Raw genomic sequence first — 14422 nt, 5'->3', positions numbered from 1 at the left:
TCCCTTTGCGGCAGATGCCGCGGAATCGACAATCGGCGCTCTTGCCGTTAGCGAAGAACCCGACACAAGTGGTATCGCGTGACGCATCACAATTTGCCGCGCCCACGAGTCGTGCATTTATACCAGCGCCCCCAACCGCACGCAAGCCAAAACCCAATAACGACGCGGGTTTTGGCTTGTTTCGCCTGGGTTTAGACAAGCGGTTTTAGTGCTTGACGCGGGCACCCGGAGTAGTGCGTGACTTGCCGCGAACCGCAACCCGCGAGGCGGTCTTGCGGACCTTTTCCTTGCTCGCCTTCTTCGGTGCCAACGGACGCTCCAATGCAAGGTCCAGCACTTCGTCGATCCACTTGACCGGCACGATCTCCAGGTCACGCGTGACGTTGGCCGGGATGTCGGCAAGATCCTTGCGGTTCTCGTCGGGGATCAGCACGGTGCGGATGCCGCCGCGCAACGCGGCCAGCAACTTTTCCTTCAAGCCACCGATGGCCGACACGCGACCGCGCAAGGTGATCTCGCCGGTCATCGCCACATCGGCGCGGATCGGCACCTTGGTCAACACCGACACCAGCGAGGTCACCATCGCGATACCGGCGCTCGGGCCGTCCTTCGGTGTCGCGCCATCGGGCACGTGCACGTGCACGTCCTGCTTCTGCAGGAAATCCACATCGATGCCCAGGCGCTCGGCGCGCGAACGCACCACCGACAGCGCAGCCGATGCCGATTCCTTCATGACGTTGCCAAGCTGACCGGTCAGGATCAGGTTGCCCTTGCCCGGCACCAGTGTGGACTCGACCTGCAGCAGTTCACCGCCGACCTCGGTCCAGGCCAGGCCGGTCACCAGGCCGATTTCGTTCTCCTCTTCGGCACGGCCGAAATCGAAGCGACGCACACCCAGGTACTTGTCGAGGTTCTTCGCATTGACCGTGACCAGCGCCTTGGGCGCGCCCTTCTTGGCAGGCACCTTCTTGGCAACGAGCTGCGGACCGGCAAGGGCGATTTCCTTGACCACCTTGCGGCAGATCTTGGCCACTTCGCGCTCGAGGTTACGCACACCGGATTCGCGCGTGTAGTAACGCACGATGTCCTGGATCGCATCGCTGCCGATCTCGATCTCTTCCGGCTTCAGGCCGTTGGCCTTGATCTGCTTGGGCACCAGGTAGCGCATGGCAATGTTGAGCTTCTCATCCTCGGTGTAACCGGGGATGCGGATGACTTCCATGCGGTCCAGCAACGGCCCCGGAATATTGAGCGAGTTGGAGGTGGCGACGAACATCACCTCCGACAGGTCCAGGTCCACTTCCAGGTAGTGGTCGTTGAAGGAGTTGTTCTGTTCCGGATCAAGCACCTCCAGCAGCGCCGAGGACGGATCGCCACGGAAATCCATCGACATCTTGTCGATCTCGTCGAGCAGGAACAGCGGGTTCTTGCTGCCGACCTTGTTGAGGTTCTGCACCAGGCGGCCGGGCATCGAACCGACGTAGGTCCGGCGATGGCCACGGATCTCGGCCTCGTCGCGGATACCGCCCAAGCTCATGCGTACGAACTTGCGGTTGGTCGCCTTGGCGATCGACTGGCCCAGCGAGGTCTTGCCCACGCCCGGCGGCCCGACCAGGCACAGGATCGGCCCCTTCATCTGCTTCACGCGCGACTGCACCGCCAGGTACTCGAGAATGCGCTCCTTGACCTTGTCCAGGCCATAGTGGTCGGCATCCAGCGTGTCCTCGGCGACCTTCAGGTCCTTGCGGACCTTGGTGCGCTTCTTCCACGGCACACCCAGCAGCCAGTCCAGATAGTTGCGCACCACGGCCGCTTCCGCGGACATCGGCGACATCTGCTTGAGCTTGTTGAGCTCGGCCTTGGCCTTGGTCTCGACCGGCTTGGGCATGCCCGCCTCGGCGATCTTGCGCGCCAGTTCTTCCAGCTCGCCCGGCGCATCGTCCAGATCGCCCAGCTCCTTCTGGATCGCCTTCATCTGCTCGTTGAGGTAGTACTCGCGCTGGCTCTTTTCCATCTGCGACTTGACGCGGCCGCGAATGCGCTTTTCCAGCTGCTGCACATCGATCTCGCCGTCCACCAGCCCGATCAGCAACTCCAGCCGCTCGCCGATCTCGGTGATTTCCAGCAGGCGCTGCTTGTCGGCCAGGCGCACGCCGATGTGCGCGGCGATGGTGTCGGCCAGACGGCCCGGCTCGTCGATACCGGCCAGGGTCTGCAGCAACTCCGGCGGCAGCTTGCGATTGGTCTTGACGTACTGCTCGAACAGCGACATCAGCGAACGCGCAATGGCCTCCACTTCGCGCGGCTCACGCGCGTCGCTGGCTTCGATTTCGATGCCCTGACCCTGCAGCGCGCCATCCAGCTCGACGACCTTGTCGACAGTGACCCGCGACAGGCCTTCGACCAGCACCTTGATGGTGCCGTCGGGCAGCTTGAGCAACTGCAGCACCTGCGCGAGCGTGCCGACGGTATACAGGTCGCTGGCGGCCGGGTCGTCGGTTTCGGCCGACTTCTGCGCGACCAGCAGGATGCGCTTGTCCGCTTCCATGGCTTTTTCCAGCGCGCGCATCGACTTGTCACGGCCGACGAACAGCGGAATCACCATGTGCGGAAACACCACCACGTCGCGTAGCGGCAACACCGGCAGATCGAGAACTTCTGATTGGGACTGGGCCATGGGGCGCTCCGCAGGAATGGGGGTTTTGGGGCGTAAAAAAAGCCGATGGCCCCGTTATGGGGCCATCGGCGAGGTGTTGCAAGTAGCGTTCGGAAACCCTTTATCCGCGAGCGAGGCCGAGGCCCGGCGAAGCGGCCTCAGGGACTCAATCGCCGGACGCTGCCTTGGCCGGAGCCGGCTGCGCCTGGTAGATCAGGTACGGCTCGGATTTGTGCTCGATCACCGACTCGTCCACCACCACCTTGCTGACATTTTCCTGCGAGGGAAGCTCGTACATCGTGTCCAGCAGCACCGATTCGACGATGGTGCGCAGACCACGCGCGCCGGTCTTGCGCTTGAGCGCCTTCTTGGCGATCGCAGACAGGGCGTCCGGGCGGAACTCCAGTTCCACGCCTTCCATGTCGAACAACTTCTTGAACTGCTTGGTGATGGCGTTCTTCGGCTCGGTCAGGATCTTGATCAGCGCCGGCTCGTCCAGTTCCTCGAGCGTGGCGACCACCGGCAGGCGACCGACGAACTCGGGAATCAGGCCGAACTTGATCAGATCTTCCGGCTCGACCTCGGCCAGGATCTTGCCGACTTCCTGCTTGCGCTCGCTGCTCTTGACCTTGGCACCGAAGCCAATGCCGCCGGCATCGTTGGAACGCTGCTGAATCACCTTGTCCAGTCCGGCGAATGCACCGCCGCAGATGAACAGGATGTTCTTGGTGTCGACCTGCAGGAATTCCTGCTGCGGATGCTTGCGGCCGCCCTGCGGCGGTACCGAGGCCACCGTGCCTTCGATCAGCTTCAACAGCGCCTGCTGCACGCCTTCGCCAGACACGTCGCGGGTAATCGACGGGTTTTCGCTCTTGCGCGAGATCTTGTCGATTTCATCGATGTAGACAATGCCCTGCTGGGCCTTTTCGACATCGTAATCGCACTTCTGCAGCAGCTTCTGGATGATGTTTTCCACGTCCTCGCCGACATAGCCGGCTTCGGTCAGCGTGGTGGCATCGGCGATCGTGAACGGCACATTGAGCAGCCGCGCCAGCGTTTCGGCCAGCAGCGTCTTGCCCGAACCGGTCGGGCCGACCAGCAGGATGTTGGATTTCGCCAGCTCGACGTCATCGTTGCGGCTGCGGCTCTCGATACGCTTGTAGTGGTTGTACACCGCCACGGCGAGCGTGCGCTTGGCGCGCAACTGCCCGATCACGTATTGATCCAGCACCTCGAGGATCTCGCGCGGCTTGGGCAGGCTGGAACGTGCCGACTGCGCCTTCTCTTCGAGTTCCTCGCGGATGATGTCGTTGCACAGCTCCACGCACTCATCGCAGATGAATACGCTGGGACCGGCAATCAGCTTGCGGACTTCATGCTGACTCTTACCGCAGAACGAGCAGTAGAGAATCTTGTTGCTGTCGCCGGAACGACCTTGGCGGTCTTCGCTCATGCTTCTGTTACCCAGTTACCCCACCCGATGCACGGGGGTTCGATTTCGAGAATAGCACAGGGTCGGGAGGACATCCGCCCACCCCGACCCTGCCGGTTTTTCCTGCAATTTCAGCAATCTGGCGATCAAGACGGCTGGATCGACTCTTCCGGACGGCGTTCCAGCACCTGGTCGACCAGGCCATAGGCCTGCGCATCGACCGCGCTCTTGAAGTTGTCGCGCTCGGTGTCGCGCGCAATGGTCTCCAGGGACTGGCCGGTGTGCTTGGCCAGGATCTCGTTCAGGCGCGAACGCAAGGTCAGGATCTCGCGCGCGTGGATGTCGATATCGGTGGCCTGGCCCTGGAAGCCACCCAGCGGCTGGTGGATCATCACGCGCGAATTCGGCAGCGCATAGCGCTTGCCGGCCGCACCCGATGCCAGCAGCAGCGCGCCCATCGAGGCGGCCTGGCCGACGCAGATGGTGCTCACGTCCGGCTTGATGTACTGCATGGTGTCGTAGATCGCCATGCCGGCAGTGACCACGCCACCTGGCGAGTTGATGTAGATGCTGATGTCCTTTTCCGGGTTGTCGGCTTCCAGGAACAGCAACTGGGCCACGATCACGTTGGCCATGTGGTCGTCGATCGGACCGACCAGGAAGATCAGACGCTCCTTCAGCAGACGCGAGTAGATGTCATACGCACGCTCGCCGCGGCTGGTCTGTTCGACCACCATCGGCACCAGGTTCAGGGCTTTGGTCACAATGCTCATCAGTCTTCCTGTAGTGGCAGCGGCGTGCGCCGATGCCCGGGTTTGACATCCGCATCCCAGCCATCGGGATGCGGGTTGGTGTCACGCGGTCGCTTACCTTAGACCCGAATGGCGTCCTGGAACGACAGCGACTGCTCGGTGTGCTGGGCGCGCTCGGCGATCCAGTCGATCACCTGCTCTTCCATGACACGGCTCTGCAGTCCACTCATCAGTTGGGGGTCGTTGCGGTACATCTCAATGACCTGTTCCGGCTCTTCGTAGGTCGAGGCGATCAGACGCAGCGTTTCGCTGACGCGCTTGGATTCCAGGCGCAGCTCGTTGCGACGGGCCACCTCGCCCACCAGCAGACCGACCAGCACGCGCTTGGCCGCCGCATCCATGAACCCCTGATGGGCATCGGCGGGGATCTCTCCCGGGTTGCGGCCGCTGCGACGGACCTGCTCGACCTGCTGTGCCAGCATCGAACGGGCTTCGTTCTCGACCAGTCGCGGCGGCATCTCCACGTGCGCATAGGCGGCGATCAGCTGCTCGCCCACTTCGCGACGCAGGCGGTTCATCAGCGCGCCCTTGAGCTCGCGCTCCAGGTTGGTGCGGATGTCGGCGCGGAACTGCTCGGCATCGCCACTCTTCACGCCGAAGCTCTTGATGAACTCCTTGTCCACCACCGGCAGCACCGGCTCGGAGACCTCGACCGCCTTGACGTGCACCTGCACGGTCTTGCCGGCCAGCTGGGGCACGCGCCACTCGGCCGGGAAGTCGATGGTCAGGGTCTTGTCTTCGCCCTTGGCCAGACCTTCCAGGCCCTTTTCGATCTGGTCGAACATCACGCCCGAGCCCAGCACGCTGCTGCCGCTCTCCACGCCTTCGGCGGGCAGACGCTCGTCGCCGGCCTGCGACCAGGTCTCCAGCGCCACCAGATCACCGACCTGCGCGCCGCGCTCGACCGGGTTCCAGGTGCGGCGCTGCAGGCGCAGGTTCTCGATCATCTGGTCGATGTCGGCATCGGTCACCTCGGCGGTATGACGCACCACCGACAGCTTGGCCACGTCGATGTCGCCGAAATCCGGCACCACTTCGAAGGTGGCGACGAAGTCGAAATCGCTCTCGCCCTGGTCGATGCGCGGATTGCCGGCCAGGCGCAGCGAATGCTCGCGGACTGCCGAGTCGAAGGTCTCACGCAGCAGGCCTTCCATCGCCTCGGCACGCACCTGCTGACCGAAGCGCTGCTCGATGACCTTGGTGGGCACCTTGCCCGGGCGGAAACCCTTGATGCGCGTGGTGCGCGCGAGTTCGCGCAGGCGGCCACCGACATGCGTCTCCAGGCGCTCCTGCGGCAGGGTGAAGGTCAGGCGGCGTTCCAGATTGCCGGTGGATTCGATCGATGCTTGCATGTTGACTCCTGCCACCGACTGCACAAGCGTCGGCACGAGATGGAAGATGCGGGTTGACGGATGGCGAGAAAGCCGCCGAGCCTTGTAGTTTCGCCGATAATGGCGGCCGCTGCCAGCGGAATACGCGTCACCGCAACGCGCAAGGCAGAGGCGCCAGGCCTATGGCTGAAAGCGGCCGGACGACGCACGGCCGCACTGCATGGTGCGAAAGGGGGGACTCGAACCCCCACGCCTTGCGGCGTCAGAACCTAAATCTGGTGCGTCTACCAATTCCGCCACTTTCGCGATGCTGCAGTTGCCCGGCCATTGTTGCAGGGATGCCGGCAAAGAAAAAGCATCGCGGGCGTAATGATGCCGCCCATTGGCCGCGAATGGATGCCGTGTGCCGGTGCGGGCAAACTGACCCCAGCCGACGCCCTACCTGGCGCGCCGACGGTAAACGCATTCATCATGCGAGGCATCACTTGCGCGCGCCCTGGTTTGCTCCGCTAGCGCTGGGTAAAGCTGAGATTAGCTAAAATTCCGTTAACACCTGAGAGGCAGTCATCGCGATGAGAGATCGGTATCGGCAAATCGTGGCGCTGTCCCGCGATTGCATCAAGGAGATCGACCTCGACGGGCGGATTACCGCGATCAACGTCAATGGCCTGACCGAATTGGGTGCCAGCCACCAGGATCAGCTGATCGCGCGGCCATGGCGCGAGCTGTGGCCACCGGAGGCGGCCGAGCTGGTGGACGCGGCGATCGCCGGCTCCCGCGCCGGTTCGATCCAGGAATTCGAAGCTGCCAGCGTGAACTTCGCCGGCGTGCGCCAGATCTGGCAGGTCGTCACCAGCCCGCTGTTCGATGCGCTTGGCAAGGTCGAAGCGATCCTGGCCGTGAGCAAGAACATCTCCGACCGCCGAGCGCTGGAGATCGCCTTCCGCACGCTGGATTCGACCCTGGCGGCAGAGCGCGCGTTCTCCAACGGCGCGCTGCGGCTGGCGCGCGCGCGCGAACATTCGCTGTCGACCGAGCTGCACAGCCTGCGCGACCTGCAAGAGCGCATCGAAGGCGATCTGGACATCGCGCGCGCCGCGCAAGGCGCTGCCGAAAAGATTTCCGAGCAGGCGCAAAAAGGCGAAGCGGTGGGACAGCTGCTGGCCGGCGTCGTGCACGATTTGAACAACGTCCTGCAGGCGGCCACCTCGGCCATCGACCTGGTGGTACAGCGCGCCAGGATCGACGCGCACGACGCCAAGCTGTTGGGCGTGGCCGATGCGGCGCTTCAACATGGCTCGGTCATGGCCCAGCGTCTGGTCGGCTTTTCCCGGCAGTACCCGTATAGCCCGGAATCGGTGGATCTGGCCGCCCTGACCGAACAGCTCGGCCCCCTGCTCGAACAGGTGATCGGCGCAGACCTGCAACTGCAGCTGCGCACCGCCGAAGGCGGATGCTGCGCCATGGTCGATCGCCACACGGTGGAACGCGCCATCTTGAACCTGGTGATCAACTCCCGCGATGCCTGCCGACGGGGCGACGTCATCCGCGTGGAGACCGGCGACACCGTGGTCGCCGAGGAACAGGCCAACCTGGCCAGGCCGGCCGGGCACTACGTCACCATTGCCGTGGCCGACAACGGGCATGGCATGGATGCACACGTGCAGGCGCATTTGTTCGAAGCGTATTTCACCACCAAGGATTCCGACAAAGGCGCGGGCCTGGGGCTGGCGCAGGTGTACAGCGCGGTCTGCCAGGCGGGCGGCTTTGTCGAAGTGACCTCGGCGCCCGGCCAGGGCGCGTGTTTTACGCTGGCATTTCCGCGCATGCAGCAAAGCCAGCCGCCCGCGCCCGCTGCATTGCCGTAAGGCGACCACGGCTGCCGTTGCCCGCAGCTGCCTTGCGCATCGCAGCGCATCACCAGCAGGCGTATCGAAAGCGCCGTCCGACGCAACAGGGAACGTCTTCCTGCGCATCCTGGGGAGCGCTGGCGGCCTATCCCCCGGCCCGGGGAGAGCCTGTCAGGCGCGACCACATCAGCCAGACGATCGCGGCGCAGGCACTGCCTGCCGCCAGCCCACACTGCAGCAGCGTCAGCATCACCGCGCGATCGGACAGCCACGACCAGCCGCCGATGATCGCCAGCAGCAGCACCATCACCCCGGCCGAGAGCAGACCGCTCGAGGCACCGATGCCGATGTGGACCACGGGGTTGGGCCGGCGCCCGCGGTACAGCCAGGCGCATGTGCGCGCGCATAGCCATCCCGCGGCAGCACAGGCAATCACCGGCAGCACCAGCGCATACGACCAGGCGACGATCGTCAACACGGTCTGCAGATCGAGCCGGCTCCACCGCACCAGGCCCAGCAGCCCACCCAGCGGGGGACCGACGATCGCGAAGACGCCGATCTGGCCCAGGATGGAATGCCGCATTACTCCAGACACATCAGTCCTCATTCGCGTGCGTTCATCCGGGCGGGGACGGCCGTCGGTGGCGATTGCGCACCTGACGCAGGCAATCCATCGCACCGGGCCGGGAGGGTCACTGCGGTTGCGCGGCCACCGACTGAGACGGCGACAACGCTGCAGCCAATCCCTGCACCATCGCTTTTCGCAGCACAAAAAGAAAAGCACCTAGGCTGCTGCCTAAGTGCTTTTGTTTGGTGGGCCGTCAAGGATTCGAACCTTGGACCTATTGATTAAGAGTCAACTGCTCTACCAACTGAGCTAACGGCCCTGAAACTGGTCGCACATTGTATGCGCGTTTTTGCCTCGTTGCAACACCCGCGATGCATCGGGTCCAACTTTTCCTGCAATCAGTGGGGTGGCTGAGGGGACTCGAACCCCCGACATCTGGAATCACAATCCAGTACTCTAACCAGCTGAGCTACAGCCACCACTGAAACCTACTTCCTACCGCACCGCCGATGGCGCGCCCGACAGGACTCGAACCTGTAACCGCCGGCTTAGAAGGCCGGTGCTCTATCCGGTTGAGCTACGGGCGCCCGGACCGAACTTCGCATTCCCACGCCGTCAAGAGCTCGGAATGGTCGGGGTAGAGGGATTCGAACCCCCGACATCCTGCTCCCAAAGCAGGCGCGCTACCAGACTGCGCTATACCCCGGCGGGACCTTTCAATCCCGAAGGCTGGAAAGGTCGGCTATTTTGGGAATGATTGGCCTTGCTGTCAATCACTCTGTGTAAATTGGACGATCCGGTATCCTCACACTCATTGCTCGCCAAGTCGGCAGGCACCTACATTCATGGAGAATACGCATGCGTAGCGGCAATCCCGCCCTTCGGGAATCCACCTTCCTCGACCTGGGCTCCGGCGCGGTGGTCACGCGCGACGGTCAGGCGATGACCCTCAACGGCACCGTCAACAAGACCGGCCTGCTATTGCTGATGGCGGTACTCACTGCCGCCTTTGCCTGGTCGCAATCGATCGGCGCCGATGGCATGCCGCTACCGGCAGCACGCCTGTACATGATCGCCGGCGCGATCGGCGGACTGGTATTCGCACTGGCGACCAGCTTCAAGCCGACCTGGGCCCCGGTCACCGCGCCGCTGTATGCGCTGGTGGAAGGCTTCTTCCTGGGTTCGATCTCGGCGGTGTACGAGGCGCGTTTCAACGGCATCGTGTTCCAGGCGGTGTTGCTGACCTTCGGCACCATGTTCGCGCTGCTGTTCGCCTACCGCAGCGGCATGATCAAGGCCACCGAGAACTTCAAGCTGGGCGTGGTGGCGGCCACCGGCGGCATTGCACTGGTGTATCTGGCGACCATCGTGCTGGGCTTTTTCGGCGTGCGCATTCCCTTCATCCACGACTCTGGCCTGATCGGGATCGGCTTCAGCCTGTTCGTGGTCGTGGTGGCCGCGCTGAACCTGGTGCTGGACTTCGACTTCATCGAAAGCGGCGTCGAACACGGCGCGCCAAAGCACATGGAGTGGTACGGCGCGTTCGGCCTGATGGTCACGCTGGTGTGGCTGTACATCGAGTTCCTGCGCTTGCTGTCGAAGCTGCAGTCGCGTAACTGATTGGAGAATCGGGAATCGGGAGTGGCGAATCGCAACAGCGCCCCCTTCGCCTGATGGCGTGACACTGGCTTCAAGCAACCCGCTTCCAGCAAAAAAGAAAGGGCGCCGTCGGCGCCCTTTCTCTTGTGCGACCTACCGGCGCGCTCAGAGGCGGCTGGCGATGGCCTTGGCGAAGCCCATGGTGTTGCCGGTGCCGCCCAGGTCGGGGGTCAGCGCATCCTTGGCTTCCAGGGTGGCCACGATCGCTTCGCGCAGGCGCTCGGCGTTCTGCGGCTGACCGATGTGGTCCAGCATCTGCGCGGCACCCAGCAGCAATGCGCACGGGTTGGCCTTGCCCTGCCCTGCGATGTCCGGCGCCGAGCCGTGCACGGCTTCGAAGATCGCCGCGTCCACACCGATGTTGGCGCCCGGGGCCAGGCCCAGGCCGCCGACCAGGCCGGCACACAGGTCGGAGATGATGTCGCCAAACAGGTTGGTGGTCACGATGATGTCGAACTGTTCCGGACGCATCACCAGCTGCATGCAGGTGTTGTCGACGATCATTTCCTGGAACTCGATTTCCGGGTACTGCGCGGCCACGTCGCGTGCCACCTTCAGGAATAGGCCCGAGGTCGACTTGATGATGTTGGCCTTGTGCACCGCGGTGACCTTCTTGCGGCCGGTGGCGCGCGCCAGGTCGAAGGCGTAGCGCACGATGCGCTCGGAGCCCTTGCGGGTGACGCGGGCGCCGGAGAACGCGGTCTCGCCATCCTCGGACACGGTCTGGCCTTCGCTCAGGTAGGCGCCTTCGGTATTCTCGCGCACCGTGATCAGGTCCACGCCATCGGCGAAACGCGACTTGGTGTTGGGGAACGACTTGGCCGGACGCACGTTGGCATACAGGTCGAACTTGCGACGCATGGCCACGTTGATCGAGCTGAAGCCTTCGCCGACCGGCGTGGTCAGCGGGCTCTTCAGGGCCACCTTGTTCTTGGTGATCGAGGCCAGGGTGGACTCGGGCAGCAGATCGCCGTGCTTTTCCAGCGCGACCAGGCCAGCGTCGGCGTACTCGTAGGTCAGGCCAGCCTGCAGCGCGTCGAGCACGAACAGCGTGGCATCCATGATCTCCGGGCCAATACCGTCGCCGCGGATGACCGTGATTGTCTGCGTCATAACGTTGGGTTTCCGAACTTGAAGGGGGGAGCGCCAGCCGCAATACCCGGCAGAGCGGCGCAAGGAGGTTTCACAGGCAATTATGCCCGATGCCGGTGAAGGCGCCCAAACCGACCTTGGTCTAAGAGCGGCCCGGATGACTGCTGCAGAAACCCGGTGCAGTCAGTGGCATCAGACAACCGCAGTGCGCGCCCGCAGCCTCCAGGCGCACCAGGACCCAGCGTGTGGAGGCGCTCTGGACGCACTGCCCTAGCCTACGGCCGGCACCGGACAACCAGAGCGCACAAAGTCAGTGCCGCCGACTAGGGCAGCAGGCGCGCGCCCGCTTTTACGAATCCCGAATCACCACTCCCGACTCCCGCTCGACACATCAATCGTGCGCGTGCTGCGCCGGTGCCTGGGCGCCGCCCTCGAGCTGGTCGAGGAAATCCACCGCGCGACGCAGATGCGGGATGACGATGGAGCCGCCAACCACCAGGCCGACCGAGAAGGTCTCGAAGAACTCTTCGCGGGTCACGCCGGCTTCCTTGCACTGGGCGACGTGGTAGCTGATGCAGTCGTCGCAGCGCAGCACCATCGAGGCGACCAGACCGAGCAGCTCCTTGGTCTTCACGTTCAATGCGCCGGCCTGGTAGGTCTGGGTGTCCAGCGCAAAGAACCGGCGCACCACCTGGTTGGGCTCGGCCAGGATGCGCTGGTTCATGCGCTGGCGAAATTCGGTGAACTCGCGCAGACGGTCGTCGCTGCTGCCGTCATGCTCACTCATGCCTGGCCGCCTGCAGTGCCGGCCAGCAACGGTTCGAGCTTGCCGGCCCGGTGCATGGCCATCATGTCGTCGTAGCCGCCCACATGGACGTCGCCGACGAAGATCTGCGGCACGCTGGTGCGCTTGGCCAGCGCGACCATCTTGTTGCGCTCGGCCGGGTCCAGGTCGATGCGCACCTCGGTCCAGGTCCGGCCCTTGCTCTTGAGGAAGTTCTTGGCCGCCACGCAGTACGGGCAGATCGCAGAGGAATACAGGGTGATCTGCGGGCCGGCGGCCGCATCCTGCACATTGGGGTCTTGGCTCACGGGAAACTCCGCGGTTGGTCTGAGGTCTGACAATGGTACCGGGCGACTGGAATTTCCATGTCGTCACCGCAACACTGTGGATTAACCGATGATTCACGCCATCGCGCCGTGCTGCCCGCATGCTCCGCGCATTACCTGGGAGTTCCACTTGCGCCTGCTACCGCTCGCCACTGCCCTCACGCTGGCCGTTGCCATGGGCGTGGCACCCGCGCAGGAAAACCGCCTGCCCGACATCGGCTCGTCCGCCGGCGAGCTGCTGACCCCGGCGCGCCAGGCCGAGTACGGCAAGATGATGCTGGCCGAGCTGCGCAACTACGACTACGTGCTGGACGACCCGCTGATCACCGACTGGCTGCAGACCATGGGGACCCGGCTCGGCGCCAACAGCGACCAGCCGCAGCAGCCGTTTACGTTCTTCATGCTGCGCGACCGCCAGATCAACGCCTTCGCCACGCTGGGCGGCTATATCGCGGTCAATGCGGGGCTGGTGTTGACCGCCGAGCGCGAGGACGAAGTGGCCGCGGTGCTGTCGCACGAAATCGCCCACGTCACCCAGCAGCACGTGCTGCGTGGGGTGGAGCGGGCCCAGCGCGACCAGATCCCGATCCTGCTGGGCATGCTGGCAGCGGTGGTCGCCGCGCAACAGGCCGGCGGCAATTCCAAGGGCGATGCCACCATGGCCGGCATCACCAGCGCGATGGGCCTGATGCAGCAACGCCAGATCGACTACACCCGCTCCAACGAATCGGAGGCCGACCGGCTGGGTATCCGCACGCTGGTGCGCAGCGGCTACGACGTGGATGCAATGGCCGGCTTCTTCGAACGCATGTCGGTGGCAATGCGCGCCAACGAGGGCGGCTACAGCGCGCCCGACTTCCTGCAGACCCACCCGGTCACGGTCACGCGCATCAGCGAGGCCAAGGCGCGCGCCGAACAGATGAAGAAGAACACCGTGGTGCTGACCACCTCGGTACCGGGCGGAACGCGCCAGGAACGGGTGGACCCGGCCGACCCGTCGCTGTCCGAACCGCTGAGCCGCAACGGCAACGCAATCCTTCCCTATGCGCTGCGGCTGCCGGTGGATGCACTGAGCCGCGGCGACGACCAGCAGAACTTCGACTGGGCCAAGGAGCGCCTGCGCGTGCTCAGCGCGACCACGCCGGATGCGGCCATCCGCGAATACGAGACCCTGCGTCGCAGCAACAAGCACGGCCTGACCGATGCCCAGCGCTACGGCCTGGCGCTGGCGCGCCTGCGCAATAGCGGCGGCCGGCCAAGCGAGCCAGTGGCGGAACTGACCAGCCTGCTGGAGGCGCATCCGGATAATTTATGGCTGACGCTGGGCCTGAGCGAGGCGCAGGCGCGGGTGGGCCAGCGCGAGGTGGCCAATGCCCGCTTCGACGCGCTGCTCAAGCAACTGCCGAACAACCGCGCGGTGGCGCTGACCTACGCCGGCGCGCTCAACGAGCAGGCCAGCAAGGAGTCCGGCCAGCGCGCGCGTCAGGTGCTGGAGCCGCTGCTGCATCGCAGTAGCGAGGATGCCTTGTTGCAACAGACCTACGCACGCGCCTGCGAGCTGTCCGGCGACCATCTGCGCGCCAGCGAGGCCTATGCCGAATCTGCGTATCTGAACGGACGCCCGGAACAGGCGCTGATCCAGCTGGAAGCGCTGAAGAAGAAAGATCTCGACTATGTGACACGGGCTCGGGTGGATGCGCGCATCGCGGCGATCACCCCGAGCGTGCTGGAACTGCGCCGACAAGGGATTCGCGACCCGGATCTGTCGACCCGCTAGCGCTTGTGACGGTTGGCGCAATGGTCCATCCCGGCGTGTGCCTAGGCGTCCCGCACTGCGCCGGCCCCCGGTGCAGGCCGCTGTTGCCGAGGGCATGGTCACCGCGCATGTCACATTAGAGTCACAAAACCGTAG

At 64.3% G+C, this 14422-nt stretch carries 11 protein-coding genes and 5 tRNA genes; 3 read left to right on the top strand and 13 right to left on the bottom strand.

Annotated elements, in window-relative coordinates:
* Positions 1–205: 205 nt before the first annotated feature.
* The 5 genes from lon to CPBF1521_RS05465 form a co-directional block, all read right to left on the bottom strand.
* On the bottom strand, positions 206–2677 hold the full coding sequence (gene lon / locus CPBF1521_RS05485; RefSeq protein ID WP_115676276.1) for an endopeptidase La: 2472 nt from the start codon (positions 2675–2677) through the stop codon (positions 206–208).
* Positions 2678–2822: 145 nt separating this feature from the next.
* Positions 2823–4109 carry an ATP-dependent Clp protease ATP-binding subunit ClpX gene (gene clpX / locus CPBF1521_RS05480; protein WP_104582306.1) on the bottom strand — a complete coding sequence of 429 codons (1287 nt, stop codon included), beginning with the start codon at positions 4107–4109 and terminating at the stop codon, positions 2823–2825.
* 125 nt (positions 4110–4234) lie between these two features.
* On the bottom strand, positions 4235–4861 hold the full coding sequence (gene clpP, locus CPBF1521_RS05475; protein ID WP_002806026.1) for an ATP-dependent Clp endopeptidase proteolytic subunit ClpP: 627 nt from the start codon (positions 4859–4861) through the stop codon (positions 4235–4237).
* A gap of 98 nt (positions 4862–4959) precedes the next feature.
* Entirely contained in the window at positions 4960–6252 is a 1293-nt protein-coding gene (tig, locus tag CPBF1521_RS05470; RefSeq protein ID WP_115676534.1) for a trigger factor, read from the bottom strand.
* A gap of 200 nt (positions 6253–6452) precedes the next feature.
* Positions 6453–6537, bottom strand: a tRNA-Leu gene (locus CPBF1521_RS05465).
* A gap of 266 nt (positions 6538–6803) precedes the next feature.
* On the opposite strand from CPBF1521_RS05465, the gene CPBF1521_RS05460 reads away from it, so the two are divergent.
* A complete protein-coding gene (locus CPBF1521_RS05460) occupies positions 6804–8099 on the top strand; it encodes a PAS domain-containing sensor histidine kinase (RefSeq protein WP_115676275.1) in 1296 nt (431 codons plus the stop codon).
* A gap of 127 nt (positions 8100–8226) precedes the next feature.
* Here CPBF1521_RS05460 and CPBF1521_RS05455 read toward each other — a convergent pair whose 3' ends face one another.
* The 5 genes from CPBF1521_RS05455 to CPBF1521_RS05435 form a co-directional block, all read right to left on the bottom strand.
* The gene (locus tag CPBF1521_RS05455) at positions 8227–8664 is read right to left on the bottom strand and encodes a hypothetical protein (protein WP_115676274.1); all 438 of its coding nucleotides are present in this window, start codon (positions 8662–8664) and stop codon (positions 8227–8229) included.
* Positions 8665–8892: 228 nt separating this feature from the next.
* A tRNA-Lys gene (locus tag CPBF1521_RS05450) sits at positions 8893–8968 on the bottom strand.
* Positions 8969–9051: 83 nt separating this feature from the next.
* Positions 9052–9128 (bottom strand) — tRNA-His (locus CPBF1521_RS05445).
* A gap of 31 nt (positions 9129–9159) precedes the next feature.
* A tRNA-Arg gene (locus CPBF1521_RS05440) sits at positions 9160–9236 on the bottom strand.
* A 42-nt stretch (positions 9237–9278) separates the two neighbouring features.
* Positions 9279–9355: transfer RNA gene (locus CPBF1521_RS05435), tRNA-Pro, on the bottom strand.
* Between the two features lie 152 nt (positions 9356–9507).
* Between CPBF1521_RS05435 and CPBF1521_RS05430 the strand changes: the two genes are divergently transcribed.
* Complete coding sequence (locus CPBF1521_RS05430) at positions 9508–10269, top strand: Bax inhibitor-1/YccA family protein (protein ID WP_104582303.1); 762 nt, start codon at positions 9508–9510, stop codon at positions 10267–10269.
* 144 nt (positions 10270–10413) lie between these two features.
* On the opposite strand, the gene CPBF1521_RS05425 is transcribed toward CPBF1521_RS05430, so the two are convergent.
* From CPBF1521_RS05425 to grxC, 3 genes are all read right to left on the bottom strand, one after another.
* Complete coding sequence (locus CPBF1521_RS05425; RefSeq protein ID WP_104532882.1) at positions 10414–11421, bottom strand: isocitrate dehydrogenase; 1008 nt, start codon at positions 11419–11421, stop codon at positions 10414–10416.
* A gap of 370 nt (positions 11422–11791) precedes the next feature.
* Positions 11792–12187 (bottom strand): carboxymuconolactone decarboxylase family protein, encoded by a 396-nt coding sequence (locus CPBF1521_RS05420; RefSeq protein WP_115676273.1) that lies wholly within the window; start codon positions 12185–12187, stop codon positions 11792–11794.
* The gene (gene grxC / locus CPBF1521_RS05415) at positions 12184–12492 is read right to left on the bottom strand and encodes a glutaredoxin 3 (RefSeq protein WP_104582301.1); all 309 of its coding nucleotides are present in this window, start codon (positions 12490–12492) and stop codon (positions 12184–12186) included. Before grxC ends, CPBF1521_RS05420 begins: the two co-directional genes overlap by 4 nt.
* Before the next feature lie 148 nt (positions 12493–12640).
* Between grxC and CPBF1521_RS05410 the strand changes: the two genes are divergently transcribed.
* Positions 12641–14287: a M48 family metalloprotease gene (locus tag CPBF1521_RS05410; protein ID WP_104582479.1), complete on the top strand. Its 1647-nt coding sequence runs from the start codon at positions 12641–12643 to the stop codon at positions 14285–14287.
* The last annotated feature ends 135 nt before the right edge of the window (positions 14288–14422 follow it).

The organism is Xanthomonas euroxanthea, assembly GCF_900476395.1.
In the GTDB taxonomy this organism is placed as follows: domain Bacteria; phylum Pseudomonadota; class Gammaproteobacteria; order Xanthomonadales; family Xanthomonadaceae; genus Xanthomonas; species Xanthomonas euroxanthea.
Note: the sequence above shows the minus strand (reverse complement) of the source record. Positions and strands in the feature narration are given on the sequence as shown.

Coding starts and splice junctions, on each gene's coding strand:
- lon (WP_115676276.1), bottom strand. CDS start 2,677: ATGGCCCAGTCCCAATCAGAAGTTCTCGATCTGCCGGTGTTGCCGCTA.
- clpX (WP_104582306.1), bottom strand. CDS start 4,109: ATGAGCGAAGACCGCCAAGGTCGTTCCGGCGACAGCAACAAGATTCTC.
- clpP (WP_002806026.1), bottom strand. CDS start 4,861: ATGAGCATTGTGACCAAAGCCCTGAACCTGGTGCCGATGGTGGTCGAA.
- tig (WP_115676534.1), bottom strand. CDS start 6,252: ATGCAAGCATCGATCGAATCCACCGGCAATCTGGAACGCCGCCTGACC.
- CPBF1521_RS05460 (WP_115676275.1), top strand. CDS start 6,804: ATGAGAGATCGGTATCGGCAAATCGTGGCGCTGTCCCGCGATTGCATC.
- CPBF1521_RS05455 (WP_115676274.1), bottom strand. CDS start 8,664: ATGCGGCATTCCATCCTGGGCCAGATCGGCGTCTTCGCGATCGTCGGT.
- CPBF1521_RS05430 (WP_104582303.1), top strand. CDS start 9,508: ATGCGTAGCGGCAATCCCGCCCTTCGGGAATCCACCTTCCTCGACCTG.
- CPBF1521_RS05425 (WP_104532882.1), bottom strand. CDS start 11,421: ATGACGCAGACAATCACGGTCATCCGCGGCGACGGTATTGGCCCGGAG.
- CPBF1521_RS05420 (WP_115676273.1), bottom strand. CDS start 12,187: ATGAGTGAGCATGACGGCAGCAGCGACGACCGTCTGCGCGAGTTCACC.